Source organism: Prosthecobacter dejongeii, assembly GCF_014203045.1.
Taxonomy (GTDB): Bacteria; Verrucomicrobiota; Verrucomicrobiia; order Verrucomicrobiales; family Verrucomicrobiaceae; genus Prosthecobacter; species Prosthecobacter dejongeii.
The window spans coordinates 210341-224731 of record NZ_JACHIF010000004.1 but is presented as its reverse complement, the minus strand read 5'-3'; the positions used below and the strand labels follow the sequence as shown (position 1 = coordinate 224731).

Below are 14391 nucleotides of genomic sequence, written 5' to 3'. Positions count from 1 at the left end.
TGCGCTTAGCCTTGCAGCTTAGTGACGGATTCAGTTTCGACACTCTGCTTCGAACGGTAGAGCGCAACGATGATGGCAAGACCAACGGCCACTTCGGCAGCGGCCACCGTGATGGTGAAAAACACTAGAGACTGAGCGGCATAGTCAGGCAGCCCCTCCGTCACACGGAAACGAGAAAAAGCCACGAGAGTGAGGTTGGCAGCACTCAACATCATCTCGAGACACATGTAGATGATGATGATGTTACGCCGCGCGATGACCCCAGCGAGGCCAAGCGCAAACAGCATCCCGCTGATAATAAGGTAATGATTGAGTGTGATCATCAGGCGTCCTTGACTCCTTTCTCACGCTTGCTCAGCACCACCACGCCAATCGTGCCCACAAGGAGCAACAAACCGACCACCTGGAGGTGAAAGCCGTATTTCTGAAACAAAGTGAGGCCCATCAGTTTGGCATCAGGAAGCACTCCTGCCTTTAGGTCATTAGCAATGGTTGGAATCTTGGCCAACTCGCCTGCTTTCTGAAGCACGAGAGGAGCGTCTTTAATTTTAACAGCTCCGTTGCTAAAACTGCTGCAAACTGTCGCGATCTGAAGCGCCAAAATAACGGCCAAAACAATACCTCCGATGACAGCGGGGAGGTTGGGCTTCTTGCCTTCCTCCGCCTTGATATCCAACAACATAATGATGAAGAGGAAAAGCACCATCACGGCACCTGCGTAAACAAGGATCTGGATGGTTCCGATGAAGTAAGCATCCAAGCTCAAGAAAAGAGCCGCAAGACCAACGAAGCTACCCGCTAAAGACAGAGCACTGGTAACGGGATTTCGCGCCGTGACGACCAACAGGCCAAAGCCTAAGGTCATCGCGCTGAAAAGATAAAAGAGGATAGAAGGCATGGCTCTACTTCAATTCATTCCACTTGTTGACGAGGCCAACGCGCTTGCCGCCGATCTCATAGAGCTTCTTCTTGTTGTGCATCAATTCAGCACGGGATTCACCTGTGATGGCGTAATCTTTACGCAAATAGATGGCCTGTTCAGGACAAACTTCTTCACACATGCCGCAGTAGATGCAGCGAGTCATATCAATATCGAACTCCTTCGGCCGCTTTTCCACTTTGGCCCATGGATCATCGCTGGGGATTTCACCGGGAGTGATACGGATGGCCTTTGGAGGGCAAATGAACTCGCAAAGTTGGCAGCTCACGCAGCGCTCACGTTCCTGTTCATCGGTCACCAAAGCGGGAGCACCCCGGTAGTAGGAAGGCAGATTGGCATCCCATTTTTGCTCAGGGTATTCCATGGTCACCTTTTCCTTGCCGCCTACGATCTCGCGGAATGTTTTAAGGGCGTGCCCGAGCGTAATTTTCAAACCTTTGACGAGCGTGGAGATGAACCATCTCTCATGCCAGGCGAGCTTGGGGCGTTGGACGATAATTGTTGCCATCGGAGGGGGAAATTACTTCGTGAAGCAGGCCATGATCACGGCAGTCAGGATGACATTGGCCAGAGCCAGTTCAAACATGAACAGCCAGCCCAATTTCATAAGTTGGTCAAAGCGGAACCGCGGCAGTGACCAGCGAATGAGGATGAAGAAAAGAATGAAGACGATGACCTTCAAAAAGAAGACGCCAATGTGTAGAAGTCCAAGCCAAAAAGGCGTGGAACCTGCGGAGTAATGAAGCTGAAAGCTGCTCCCGAGCCAGCCAAAGGCAGTATCCAACCCGATCATGTTCCCGACGTATTCAAAGAAGGGCCAGAAAGGAATGCTCCAGCCGCCCAGGAACAAGGTAACGGCCAAACCCGATCCAATGATCATGGCTGCATATTCGCCCAAGAAGAAGAGGGCAAATTTCATGGAGCTGTATTCCGTATGGTAACCTGCAACGAGTTCCGTTTCGCACTCCGCCAGGTCAAAAGGCAAGCGATTGGTCTCAGCAAACATCGCCACCGTGAAAATGCAGAAGGAAATGACCATGGGCACCAGCAGCACCCAGCGTTCAGCCGTCAAACCTTCACCCCAGAAAGGCAGCAGGAGCCAACCGTTCGCGTCTTGGAACGCTGACATCTTAGAGAGATTCAGCTCACCGAACACCATCAAAACAGGAATGATCGAAAGCCCCAGGGACAGTTCATAGGAGATCATCTGCGCCGAGGAGCGAACCCCTCCGAGGAAGGGATACTTCGAGTTCGAGGACCATCCTGCTAGGACGATCCCGTAAACCCCCAAGGACGCGATAGCGAAGGTGAAAAGCGGCCCGACATTCAGGTCAGCAATCACAGACTTCACAGGTGCGGAAAAGCCTGTTCCACCCAATTTTTCAATCATTGGATTGAGGAATGAAAAATCCAATTCGCTCCCAAAAGGCAACACGGCACAAGTCATCAGTGCCGGGACCATTGTCAGCGCTGGAGCCAACCAATAGTAGAAAGTATTGACGGACTTCGGGGTGAAATCTTCTTTGAGAAGAAACTTCAAACCATCTGCCATGGGCTGCACCAGGCCCCCGATCCCAAAGATCTGGATATCCTTCTTGAAGCCAAAAAGCGTCAAGGGGATCCCGGTTCGGTTGGGGCCGACACGGTCCTGGATGATGGCCGAAAATCGCCTCTCCGCATAAACGGAGTAAGCGACCATGGGCAAGATGACCAAAAAGGTCAGGAAAACGATCTTCACCACCGAAGTGATGAGGAAGGCAAAGTCGAAGCTGGCGAGAAGTGCTGCCATGGGGGCGTGTGCATTATCAGGAAGGCTTTACGACGGGCAACCCGAATTTGTGAAAAATTTCACAAGCTCACACTTTTGTGGGCCCTAAGCCCCCTCTTTTGACCCTTTTTTTACCAAATTGAGAGGTTGCCGGACGGGGAAAACCATGCTGCGAGACATCCATCACCCATGGATGTCTTTAGAAAGGAGCAGACTTGGTCTTCGATTTCTGCGTTTTTTGGTTCAAAATGACCAGATGCCACCCTGGATTGAGTATTCTGCCTGTGCTGTATGCGCCATTTCCGGCGTGCTTGCAGCCGAGGGAAAACGCATGGACCTCTTTGGAGCGGTAGTTTTAGCTCTCGTGGCAGCGGTGGGTGGCGGAACGATACGCGATCTGTGCCTGGGTGTACGCCCCGTTTTCTGGATTCAGGCTCCTGACCACATCACGTGGTCTCTTGTAGCTGCGGTGAGCACGTTTGTGCTGGCGGGGTTCATCGAAATACCCAATCGAGCATTGACCTTGGCAGATGCCTTTGGGCTGGCCCTCTTTGGCATTGTCGGTACGGAGAAAGCCCTTCTCCTAGGCTCACCTGCCATCGTAGCAGTCCTCCTGGGCATCGTCACGGGAGTCGCGGGAGGTATCCTCCGGGATGTTTTGCGAAGTGAAATTCCTTGGGTCCTGAGAGCGGAGGTTGAACTTTATGCGACCGCAGTGGGCATAGGGGCCACCATTTTTGTGTTGCTGGAACGATGGCTTCCACCTTCAGAAAGCCATCGCTATATAGCTATGTCGGTGATCTTAATTCTGCGGCTCGCCGCCATGCGCTGGAAACTGCGATTACCCACTTTCCAGACACGACCCAAAAAGTGAAATCTCCCTGTTAAAGCGGCTCGCGCCCAGTGGCCTCTATGAATTGCTGACGCAGGCTCTGGTAGCTGGTTTCCCATTGATCCAGTGAGCGCTGATATTCCACGATTTGCTTTTCTAAAAGGCCGACACGCTGCTGCAAAAGCGCGTCCCCACTCCCCTTCTGCAGATCTGGCCACTGGGCACCCACCAAGGTAGTTTCGGCGCTGCGCGTGTGATGCGGGCTAAAACCAAAGAAGGCCTGATCTGAAAGCCGGGATTCCGTGGCATCCACGCAATTGATCAGAACGACATTTTCATCAATTTCTCCTGTGGCTAAAAACTCCTGAATGGTGGCGACATTGGTCGGCCCATAAAGATACTGATCCGGCATTTGGATCAGCCAATCCATCTGCAATTCCTGGATCATGGGTGCCCGCTGCCAGGTCTGTCGCCCGTCATTGGATAACTTATCCATGGGCGAAATTTTAGCCTCGCTAGCCCAGCCCAAAAGGGTCTCGGTGGTGATGGGGCCGTATTCTTGATTGTCAGCCGCTTTGATGAGATGCCAGGTCGTATCGCTCATGTCTCAGATGTTAGCGAATGCCCCCCAGCCACCGGAAGAAAAAAATGAGAAAACCGATGACCGGGCAGAACGCATGCTAACCTGGGACAAAGGACTCCCGTTTAAGGGCCATCAAAGATCGTCGAGTCCGATATCTGAGGAGGCGTGCCAATCCCCTTCGTATGGGCTAGGCCCAGAGCTTTCCGCTTGCGCGCATCGGCAAAAAAAGCCTTTAGCAAAGCGATGCTGTCATCCGCCAAAACACCGGGCGTGATCTCGCTGCGATGGTTGAGATTGGGAGCTTGCAGCAGATTCCAAAATCCCCCTGCCGCCCCACCTTTGACATCCACACAACCGAAGATGACCCGCCGAATCCGGCAGTGGACAATCGCCCCGGCACACATGGGACAAGGCTCTTTGGTAACGTAGAGATCACACTCCGCTAAACGCCAGTCTTCCATCGCACTCTCCGCCTGAGTCAGAGCCAGCATTTCGGCATGAGCGGTGGCATCTTTCAGCGTTTCCACCTGATTCCAGGCACGACCGATGATCTGCCCTTTGTGAACGATGACCGCGCCAATGGGCACCTCATCCTGACGGGCTGCTTTTTTGGCCAGACGTAGAGCCTCGCGCATGAAGTGCTCATCCGAGACGAGATCAATGGTTTGGGGAAGTTCCAGGCTCATAGCAGTTCCTCGACGAAACGTTGACTGTTGAAGGGCTGAAATTCCTCCACTTTTTCACCCAGGCCGATGTAGCGGGTGGGCACCCCCAGCTCCTGCTGGATGGTCACTAAAATGCCGCCTTTACCACTGCCATCCAGCTTGGTGACGATGACGCCCGTCAGTGGGATGATCTTGTGAAACTCGCGTGCCTGCTGGAGGGCATTGGCCCCCGTGGTGGCATCCACCACCAAAAGAACTTCGTGGGGAGAGGTGCTGTCTTTACGCCCCAGGATGCGGTGGATCTTTTTCAGCTCTTCCATGAGGTTGTGCTTGTTGTGTAAGCGGCCCGCCGTGTCACATAGCAGGAAGTCCGCCTGAGTGCGACTGGCGAGGTCATACGCCTCAAAACAAACAGAGGCGGGATCACCATTTGGCGGCCCTTTCACCATGGGGATGTTTAGGCGCTGAGACCAGACTTCCAGCTGCTCCACGGCGGCTGCGCGGAAAGTATCTGCTGCGGCTAGCACCACCTTTTTTCCGCCTTTATGGAGAAGATGGGCCAGTTTGGCCGTGGAGGTGGTCTTTCCAGTGCCATTCACCCCGATCACCAGGACCACCTTGGGTTTACCGTCCAGAGGCGTCAGTGTCTCAGCCTTTTCAGGCAAGATTTTGCGGATGTGCTCGCGCGCTACCTGCACAATGTCTGCGCCATGCAATTTACGGCTTTGAGCCTTCAGGTCATCCACGATCTGCATGGATAACTTCGGCCCGAGATCTCCAGTGATGAGGGCCGCCTCCAGTTCATCCCAGTCAATGTCGGGTTTGGTGAAGCGCTGAAGGAGAGATTTAAAGAATCCGGCCATAATGGGAAGTAAGAGAGGAAAAGGGGCCGTCTGCTTACTCCATTTTAGCGAGGATGCCATCACGGAATGATGAATGCCGACCGGAAGAATACACGTTGCAGCGGCGTTGTTGTATGCCCTTGTTTCACCCTCCATCATGAAGTTCACGCCCTTGCTTTCCGCCATCCTTCTTGGCACCTTTTCATTCACTGCTGCAGCCGCCACCTTCACGGTGGAAAAAACCGCCACTGGCGGGGCTGTGGTGAAAATTGACGGTGAATTTTTCACCGAATACGTCGTGGATCAGGCGAATAAACCCTACCTCTGGCCCATCATTGGCCCAGGCGGCCAGACCATGACCCGCGCCTACCCTATGAAGACGGTGGAAGGTGAGCAGCATGACCACCCTCACCATCGCGGCCTGTGCTTTGGCCATGAAAACATCGGCGGATACGATACCTGGGCTGAACGCGCGACCTTTGGCGACAAACCCAACGCGAAGTCCGAAGAGCGCGTGAAGCACCTGGGTGCTATCAAACATCGCGAGCTCAAAGACATCCAGGCAGGCGAGACAGCAGCCTTCACGACCGTGGCCGACTATGTTGATGCCTCCGGCAAAAAGACCCTCGAAGAAGTGCGCCGCCACACCTTCAAAGTCGTCAATGACACCCGTCTGATTGATGTGGACATTGATCTCATCGCCACTGAAGGCGACACCCTGGTGGATGACAAAAAGGACTCTGGCCTCAGCATTCGCGTGCCGACTAACATGGCCGTGGAAAAGGAAAAGAAAGAGCGTGGCACCGGCAAGATCATCAACAGCGAAGGCCAGACCGACGCTGACGCCTGGGCGAAGCGTGCCACCTGGTGCGACTACCACGGCATCGTGGACGGCAAGCACGTGGGCGTCGCCATGCTGAATCACCCCAAAAGCTTTCGCCACCCCACCCCATGGCACGTCCGCACCTACGGTCTTTTCACCGCCAATCCCTTCGGCCTTCAGTCCCTGGACCCGAAGTCTGAAAGCGGAGCTTTGACCTTGAAGAAAGGTGAAAAGCTCACTCTGCGTCATCGCTTCATCTTCCACCTAGGGGATGAGAAAGCCGCAAAGATCGCTGAAGCCTACGCGGATTATGCCAAGGAGCCCTGAGACCTTTGATCGAACGGTCTAACCAAGTTCAAAATAAAAAGTCTTCGGCAGTGATGCCGAAGACTTTTTTGTTAGGCAATTCAGGCTAAGTGTAGAATCAGCTCACTTGTTACCCGATCACGCATAGTCTTCTACCCGGTAGGTCCAAGGAAGCGGGCCATTGAAGGCATTGTTGTAAGCCACACTGTCCATGAAGTAGGCAATGTCATAACCGGCACCTCCATCCACATCAATGTAGCTATTGAAGTCGTTCCCCACAGTCTCAACGGAAGGATTGGCTCCGGCGAGGAAAACGTCATCGCCATTTCCCAAGAGCACCCGGACGTAACCGTCAAACACGCTGTAAATGGAGGACACTTCCGTATCCGTATCAAACTGCACGTAGTCCACCCCATTGCCCGTCGCCACGGTCACATTGCGATCAAAGATGCTGTCGCGAACGAACACATCACTGTCCGCATTACCACGCAGACTGACGGAGACATTCCCACGGAAATCACTTTCCAGAAACTGGACGGTATCCACAAAACCGAGTCCAGCGGTGGTGATCACACTGAGGTTGCCATAGATGTCACCATTGCGCACCATCACCTCTGAATCCCCCGCCCCAGTGCTGATGCTCACAGATCCACGCACAGTGATGAGATTGGAGTCGCCCTCGAACTGGCCGATGTCCACGATATCCTCACCCGTGCCACCGGTGTAACGGACGCCCCCCACACTGGCCGCCAAAGCATTCAGGCCAAAAGAGTTGGTCCCGCTGGAGGCATTCATGGTGACGATGCCGCCTACGTAAACTTCAGGACCGTCGAGGATCAGGTCGTCTTGGCCGATGCCCCCCGTGTAAGTCAGAGCACCTGAGGCACCGAAGTATTCCGAAGTAAAGATGTCCAGCTTATTGGTGCCTGCGCCAGCGCTGAAAGCAAAATTCCCCTCAATGATCACTTCTCGCGCTTCCAGCAAAAAGTCGTCCGTGCCAGTCCCCCCCGTGTAGGTGAAGCCCCGGGAGGCAAGTTCATCTAGATTCGTCGTGATGACGGTGTTTGTGCCATTCCCCACCCGCAGGGCCAGCAACCCGCCCACATTCAAATCTCCCCGCAGGGTGACATTGTCAGTCCCCGCCAGGGACTGCAATGTCATGGCCTTGGTCACAGTCAAAGAATCTGTCAGCGAATCACCAATTTCAAAATCAGTGAAGCTGTTGGTCGTCGTCCGCAGGGTCAGAGCCCCATTCACTTGGCCGATACCCGTTTTGAACAAAAATTCTTGCCCTTCAAAAGCTGTGCCACCCGCCAGGGCTGAAATGTTACCATTGGAGGTCAGCGCAGTTGCGTTCACCTCAAAAGTATTTGCTCCATTGCCCAGGTTCACACTCAGCCCCTTTCCAAAAAAAAGATCCCCACCTGCGGTGAAATAATCCCCCCCATTGCCCATGAGCACCGTTACCGTGCCGCCAAGTGTCGTAGAGGTCAGATCGAGGATGTCGTCTCCATCTCCGGTATTCACATTCAGTGTGCCAGGAAGCAAAACACCATCGAGGATCATTTCATCATCGCCAGCTCCTAAAACAGCTTTGACGGAAAGCGGAGCATCAAAGGTCAGCGAAGTGGCCTCAGCCCCTCCATTGAGACTGAATCGAGTCGCCGTGGCGCCATCCGTCAAAGCTGAGATGGTCCATTGATCACCGGATTCCGTAATGACAAAATCATTGTGATCCACATCCCCCGTTACAGTCAAGGCACCCGCCGCCGTGAGGTTGAGCGTCACTAGACCAGCAGGAGCCAGTCGGGACTCCAAGGTTTCCAGAACGGAAGAAGAAGTGAAATTTTTCATGGGGGGGAAAGGGGTTGGTTACTTCTGCATAGACCTCTCTCGGCCTGGAAGTATTCACCCTTTGTTAAAAATCCGTTATTTCATGAACTTTGCATGACAACCAGCAAAGGAACACATCCGCTAATTACCCATGCCTTTAAGCAGTGATCACCATGCCAGCGCGAAATCCATGCAGACAAAGACACGTATGTTCCTGCATACTGTGATTTGCCCCTGCCCATGAAGTCCCCGTTGCTCTTATTCTTAGTTCTTACCACCGCTGCCCAAGCTGCGTCCGGGGGAAAACTGCGGTACAATCGAGATATTCGCCCCATCTTGTCGGACTACTGCTTCGCCTGCCATGGGCCAGATAAAAATCACCGCGAGGCTGATCTGCGGCTGGATGTACGAGAGGCCGCGATCGAGATGAAGGCCATCCTGCCGGGAAAACCAGAAGGAAGTAGCATTCTGGAGCGCATCCACAGTCATGATGAAGATGACGTGATGCCACCACCAGAGTCTAAGAAAACGCTGACTGAAGCCCAAAAAGCATTATTAACGGAATGGATCCGCCAAGGGGCCGAATACGAGCCACACTGGTCTTACACACCTCTTGTTAGGCCTAATCTACCTGCGGCCCGCCAAGAAACAGGCACGGCCCACCCCGTGGATGCATTCATCCAAGATGCTCTGACTAAAAGAAACATCTCCCCTTCCCCCATCGCTTCCGCGCGCACCCTTTTGCGCAGGCTAAGCCTGGATCTCATCGGCCTCCCCCCTACACCGGAAGAAGCGACTGCCTTTGAGCAAGCCTTCAAGGCGGATCCTCAAGCTGCTGTGAGAACATGGACGACACGCTTGATGAAATCGCCCCACTTCGGTGAACGCTGGGCCGCCTGGTGGCTGGATGTGGCCCGCTTTGCAGACACCGTCGGCTTTCACGGCGATCAAAATCAGCGCATTTTCCCGTACCGCGACTACGTCATTAACTCCTTTAATTCTAACAAAAGGTTTGATCAATTCACCCTCGAACAGCTGGCCGGGGATCTGCTCTCAAATCCCACGACCGAACAACTCGTGGCCACAGGCTTTAATCGGCTGAATATGATGACGCGTGAGGGCGGCGCTCAACCCAAAGAGTACTTAGCCAAATACCAGGCTGATCGCGTGAGGACGGTCGGAGGTACTTGGATGGGGGCCACCCTGGGCTGCGCAGAATGCCATGACCACAAATTCGATCCCTACACAGCAAGGGATTTTTATTCGATGTCGGCCTTCTTTGCCGATGTAAAGCAATTTGGGGTCTATGCCAGCTATGGCTATACCCCAGTCGAAGAACTCAAAGGTTGGAGCAATGAACACCCCTTCCCGCCTGAAATTTTGGTGGATAGCCCTTACCTCAAAAGCCGTTTGGGCAAACTCCAAAGACAGATGGCTGCCCTAGCACGTCAAGCCATCCACGACGCCCCTCAAGAGCAATTGAAGCCATGGGTGCAGCAAACACTAGCGGCCTTGACGAGGAAGAAAGACATCTGGTTTATCCCTTCTCTGACAGCAACTACCGTGACATCGCCTCCTGCCTCAAAAGGAGCCAAGGCTCAAAAAGCGAAAAAGAATGCGCCCCCAGTAGATTCGTCCAGCATCGCTCAAACTCCAGAAGGCACCCTTCTCATCACGGCTAATGTGGCGCAAAACACCACGATCACATTAAAACCTGAAGGTGGCCGAATAGCGGCCGTGAAGATTGAACTCCTCCCGAACTCAGCGCATCAAGACAGCATTGAGCTAGCCGGAGCGGCCAAGGGCATGCTGCTCGTCCCAGCATTTAGCCATCGCGCCTTAGGCACGGACAAAGATAAAAGCCTGCCCGTCTTCTTTGCAGATGCTGATCACAAGGAAGCCGTCTATGCAGGCACGGTCGAAAAAGCTGGTGTAACCACAGGTTGGAAGACTGCCGCGAAAAAAGCCCGAACTCAGCAGACATCCGTGTGGATCCTGGATGAACCCGTGGATCTCAAGAAGGGAGAAGCCTTCATCATCCACCTGCCTAACCACACAGCGGGCTGTCTGCGCATCTCCATCGCTAGCATCGCGCCCCCGAGTCCTTTAGCGGAAAGTTGGAGTCAGGCTCTACTGTCTGCTTTAGAAAAGAACGACTTCAATGACGCCCTGCTAGCGCAAACTTGGCTTCTACAGTCAGGGCAAAACCCCAAGGTCAAAGCCGTTTGGAAAAACATTCATACGCAAACCTTGGAATGCAATCAGGGCAAAGCCTGGACTCAGGTGACTGTCCCCGTCAAAGAACCGCTCACCATCCGCCGACTTCCACGCGGAAACTGGATGGACGAAACGGGCGAAATCTGCCCACCTGCCCCGCCCCAGTTTCTGACTGGAAACCGCCCTAAAAGCACCCGCCAGTCGCGTGTGGATTTAGCCAAATGGCTGACCTCGGCTGAGAATCCCCTCACCGCCCGCACCTTTGTAAATCGTCTCTGGAAGCAATTCTTTGGCAATGGTCTCTCCCTGGCTGTGGACGACCTTGGCGCACAAGGCGAAACACCAAGCCACCCAGAACTGCTCGACTGGCTGGCGGCAGAGTTTCGAGACAGCGGCTGGGACATTCAGCACCTCATGCGTCTCATCGTCTCCAGCCACACTTACCTACAGGATAGCCGCACCCGGCCAGAACTGAAAGACCTAGATCCGAGCAACCGCCTTCTAGCCTTCCAAAATCCACGGCGACTCGAAGCCGAGTTCGTACGTGACAATGCCCTCTTTGCTGCGGGATTGCTCAATCTAGACATCGGGGGGCCCAGTGTGAAACCCTACCAGCCAAGCGGTTATTATGAAAACCTTCAGTTTCCCAGCCGTGATTACGTGGCCAGTACAGATGATCAGCAGTGGCGGCGTGGTGTTTACATGCATTGGCAGCGAACCTTTCTACATCCCATGCTTGCCAATTTTGACGCGCCTGCCCGCGATGAATGCACTGCCACACGCAATGTCTCCAACACTCCGCAGCAGGCTTTGACCCTACTTAATGATCCAACTTTCGTTGAAGCCGCTCGGACGCTGGCAGAAAGTTTAACTCAAGGCAGTGATTCAGAGCGGCTCGAAACTATTTTCTTGAGAACCTTAGCTCGTTCCCCCAAACCTGCGGAAACGCATAGCTTGTTAGGCTTTTTGCAAAGCCAACGAGATGTCTTCAAAGCCTCCCCTGAAGATGCGCAGAAACTCCTCGCTACGGGTCTTCGCCCTATCCCAACGTCTCATCAGGCAGAATTGGCTGCTTGGACGAGCCTTTGTCGCGTGGTCTTGAATCTCCACGAGACCATCACGCGATACTAAAGGTCACGTAATCTTCGCCTAAAATCCATTCCCCCATCCTTGGGTCCAGCCTTCATGAAGCGCTGAGATCATCCGCACTCATTGTCTTCAAAGAAGGGCTTCTTAACCCTTTCACAGAGATCGCAAACAGGACTCAATGAGTTCGCGAGGGTCATGAGCAACCACCCCTCCTTTCTAAAAACAAATAACCCCCAAGTTCATTCGAACTTTGGGGGCTTTATTCTTCGATATTCAATCAAGCCTTGGCTGGAGCCTGGGGAACCTCTTTCTTAGCCGCCGGGGTGTAATAGTAACTGGCGTAGTTGTAATAAGTGTACTCTTTCAGGCTTGTAGAGGCTCGATTCAAAATGACCCCGCCCACATTGACCTGACGCTCATAAAGTGAGTCGAGAGCCTTGCCGCTGAGGCGTGCCATGGTGGAAGACATGCGAACAACGAATAGCACGGTGTCCACCTTGGGAGCAAAGCTTCCAGTGTCATCAGCCACCAAAACCGGGGCGCTATCAAAAACCACGTAATCGTACTCAGCACCCATTTCGTGAAGCACTTCCTCAGCTTTCTTGGAGAGAAGCATTTCAGAAGTTTGGTCAAAAACCTCCCCACGTGCTAGCAAATGAAGATTCCGAGTGGAAGTCTCTTGCACAGCATCGCGCCAATGAAGATTGCCACGCAGCACCTCACTGAGGCCAGGGCTGGTCGGCAGTTTAAACAGCTCACTGACACCCCCACGACGCAAGTCACAGTCTGCCAATAGCACACGGGCACCACCTAGAGCCAAGGTAACAGCCAAGTTAGAAGTCACCGTCGTTTTCCCCTCATTCGGCACTGCACTGGTCACCAAAATCGTCTTTGGCATTTTACCCTGCCAATTTTTAAACAGAATGGAAGAACGGATATTGCGGAAAGCCTCTGCATAGAGATGGCGCTCATCATTGGGTTTCAGCAACTGCACATCACCACGCTGACGCTGATCAGGGACCTGCCCCAAAACTGCCTCGGCAGGAAAGAGCGCTTGGAATTCACTGAAGGAATTCATTCGATCATCCAGGTGGTCGAAGATCAGAAGAATCAAAATGCCCGCAACAAGGCCGACGACCAAACCGATGCTAAGGGGTGGAATCCACTTTGGATTGGCCTTAATCGCCAAGGAAGCATGCTCCTGAACTGCCACATAGTCTGTCTGCACATTCTGCAACTGTTGAAACTCCTGCACGCGCTCAAACATGCGATCGTGAGCCAGCTTGGTGGCCTTAAACTCTTCTTCCAAACGTTCATGCTGAGCTAACTTGGACCCCAGTTCGATAGCTTCTTTTTCCTGAGCAATGATTTGCTGCTCCATGCCACGCACACGCCGCTCAAGGTCTGCCTGCTGACCACGAAGCTCTTTGATGATCTCCTCCTGAAAATTGGCCAATAAGCCTTTCTCAAACTCGATTTTTTCATCTACATCCACCACCATGGGATGCTGCGGTTTGAAGGATTTCAGGAGTTTCAAACGCTCATTCTCCAGCCTCAAAATGCCTTTGCGAGTTTCCAAATAGTCACGCTCTACCGAGGTGAGCCCCAAGCTATTCTGAGCGGTTTCAACGTTCGGTGTCGCATTTTCTGTGGAAGAAGCGGCACTCGTAGGAGCTGCACTCGCAGGGGCAGATGTCAAAGAGCGCTCACGATTGATCATCGCTTGGTCAACATCTTGCAGTGCCAGGGTGATGTCATTGAGCTCAGTCTCCAGAGACTTCTTTTTGATCTTTAGACTGATCAGAAAAGCGGCAGCTTCATTGTTGCCATTCGTCAGCGTCACAATGTTATTGCCTTTGCGAAAAGCTTCGAGTTTGGCTCCACGATCTTCCAACTCTTTGCTCTTTTTCACCACAGTTTCAGTGAAGGTATTGAGAGCACGTTCCAATCCCTGCTCACGGATCTGTTGGCGGAAAGAAACGAACTCATCCAGTAAAGCCTCCAGGAAAATCTGCGTGTATTTTTGCTCAGCACCGATAGCAAAGACATTGAAGATAGCCGAGCCACGAGTCTGACTGACTTTGATTTCCACCTCGGAGTCTTTTAAATCGGGGTGCAAAGCCTGCACGCGCGTCAGCGTGCGCTTTTTGAGATCGGCACTTTCCAAGGTTTCAATGATCGTGCCGTAGAAATCCTGCATGGTCTCCTGCCAATTCAAATCTCCCTGAGCCACCATACGCCCACCTGCCACCAGCTTCGCCAACGACGTGTAATTCACGGGTTGGTTCATCAGATGCAAGGCAGCCACACAAACCCCGATGCTAGCAGTCAAGAGCAGAAACCACCAACGACGAGCCAGCAAAAGCCGATAGCGCTGAAATTTCGCCGAAGTCTCATGAATCCGGTTGAGGTTCGTGGATGGGTTCTGCCCAGGTAGAGACAGGCTGGCATCCAGGGGATTCGGTGGTGGGTTGTTCACGGCAAAGAGAAAGG

Annotated in this window: 12 protein-coding genes; 3 read left to right on the top strand and 9 right to left on the bottom strand. The window is 53.2% G+C overall.

Going from position 1 to position 14391, the window contains the following annotated elements; all coding sequences use genetic code 11:
* Positions 1-5: 5 nt before the first annotated feature.
* From nuoK to HNQ64_RS11470, 4 genes are read right to left on the bottom strand one after another with little or no spacing between them, the layout of a single operon-like run.
* A complete protein-coding gene (gene nuoK / locus HNQ64_RS11485) occupies positions 6-323 on the bottom strand; it encodes an NADH-quinone oxidoreductase subunit NuoK (protein ID WP_184208636.1) in 318 nt (105 codons plus the stop codon).
* The gene (locus HNQ64_RS11480; protein ID WP_184208634.1) at positions 323-898 is read right to left on the bottom strand and encodes an NADH-quinone oxidoreductase subunit J family protein; all 576 of its coding nucleotides are present in this window, start codon (positions 896-898) and stop codon (positions 323-325) included. The genes nuoK and HNQ64_RS11480 overlap by 1 nt, the downstream gene beginning before the upstream one ends.
* A gap of 4 nt (positions 899-902) precedes the next feature.
* Complete coding sequence (locus HNQ64_RS11475) at positions 903-1448, bottom strand: NuoI/complex I 23 kDa subunit family protein (protein WP_184208632.1); 546 nt, start codon at positions 1446-1448, stop codon at positions 903-905.
* Positions 1449-1460: 12 nt separating this feature from the next.
* Positions 1461-2729 (bottom strand): complex I subunit 1/NuoH family protein, encoded by a 1269-nt coding sequence (locus HNQ64_RS11470; RefSeq protein WP_184208630.1) that lies wholly within the window; start codon positions 2727-2729, stop codon positions 1461-1463.
* 235 nt (positions 2730-2964) lie between these two features.
* On the opposite strand from HNQ64_RS11470, the gene HNQ64_RS11465 reads away from it, so the two are divergent.
* Positions 2965-3582: a trimeric intracellular cation channel family protein gene (locus HNQ64_RS11465; RefSeq protein WP_184208628.1), complete on the top strand. Its 618-nt coding sequence runs from the start codon at positions 2965-2967 to the stop codon at positions 3580-3582.
* A gap of 10 nt (positions 3583-3592) precedes the next feature.
* Here HNQ64_RS11465 and HNQ64_RS11460 read toward each other — a convergent pair whose 3' ends face one another.
* The 3 genes from HNQ64_RS11460 to ftsY all read right to left on the bottom strand — a co-directional run bounded on the left by HNQ64_RS11460 (position 3593) and on the right by ftsY (position 5651).
* Positions 3593-4144 (bottom strand): hypothetical protein, encoded by a 552-nt coding sequence (locus HNQ64_RS11460; protein WP_184208626.1) that lies wholly within the window; start codon positions 4142-4144, stop codon positions 3593-3595.
* A gap of 101 nt (positions 4145-4245) precedes the next feature.
* Positions 4246-4809 (bottom strand): tRNA adenosine(34) deaminase TadA, encoded by a 564-nt coding sequence (gene tadA, locus HNQ64_RS11455; protein WP_184208624.1) that lies wholly within the window; start codon positions 4807-4809, stop codon positions 4246-4248.
* Positions 4806-5651 carry a signal recognition particle-docking protein FtsY gene (gene ftsY / locus HNQ64_RS11450; RefSeq protein WP_184208622.1) on the bottom strand — a complete coding sequence of 282 codons (846 nt, stop codon included), beginning with the start codon at positions 5649-5651 and terminating at the stop codon, positions 4806-4808. Before ftsY ends, tadA begins: the two co-directional genes overlap by 4 nt.
* Positions 5652-5787: 136 nt before the next feature.
* On the opposite strand from ftsY, the gene HNQ64_RS11445 reads away from it, so the two are divergent.
* Entirely contained in the window at positions 5788-6780 is a 993-nt protein-coding gene (locus HNQ64_RS11445; RefSeq protein ID WP_184208620.1) for a DUF6807 domain-containing protein, read from the top strand.
* A 117-nt stretch (positions 6781-6897) separates the two neighbouring features.
* Here HNQ64_RS11445 and HNQ64_RS11440 read toward each other — a convergent pair whose 3' ends face one another.
* Positions 6898-8613, bottom strand: coding sequence for a hypothetical protein (locus HNQ64_RS11440; RefSeq protein ID WP_184208618.1), 1716 nt, complete (start codon positions 8611-8613; stop codon positions 6898-6900).
* Between the two features lie 219 nt (positions 8614-8832).
* Between HNQ64_RS11440 and HNQ64_RS11435 the strand changes: the two genes are divergently transcribed.
* Positions 8833-11940 carry a PSD1 and planctomycete cytochrome C domain-containing protein gene (locus HNQ64_RS11435; protein WP_184208616.1) on the top strand — a complete coding sequence of 1036 codons (3108 nt, stop codon included), beginning with the start codon at positions 8833-8835 and terminating at the stop codon, positions 11938-11940.
* A gap of 235 nt (positions 11941-12175) precedes the next feature.
* Here HNQ64_RS11435 and HNQ64_RS24325 read toward each other — a convergent pair whose 3' ends face one another.
* Entirely contained in the window at positions 12176-14377 is a 2202-nt protein-coding gene (locus HNQ64_RS24325; RefSeq protein ID WP_184208615.1) for a polysaccharide biosynthesis tyrosine autokinase, read from the bottom strand.
* Positions 14378-14391 lie beyond the last annotated feature (14 nt).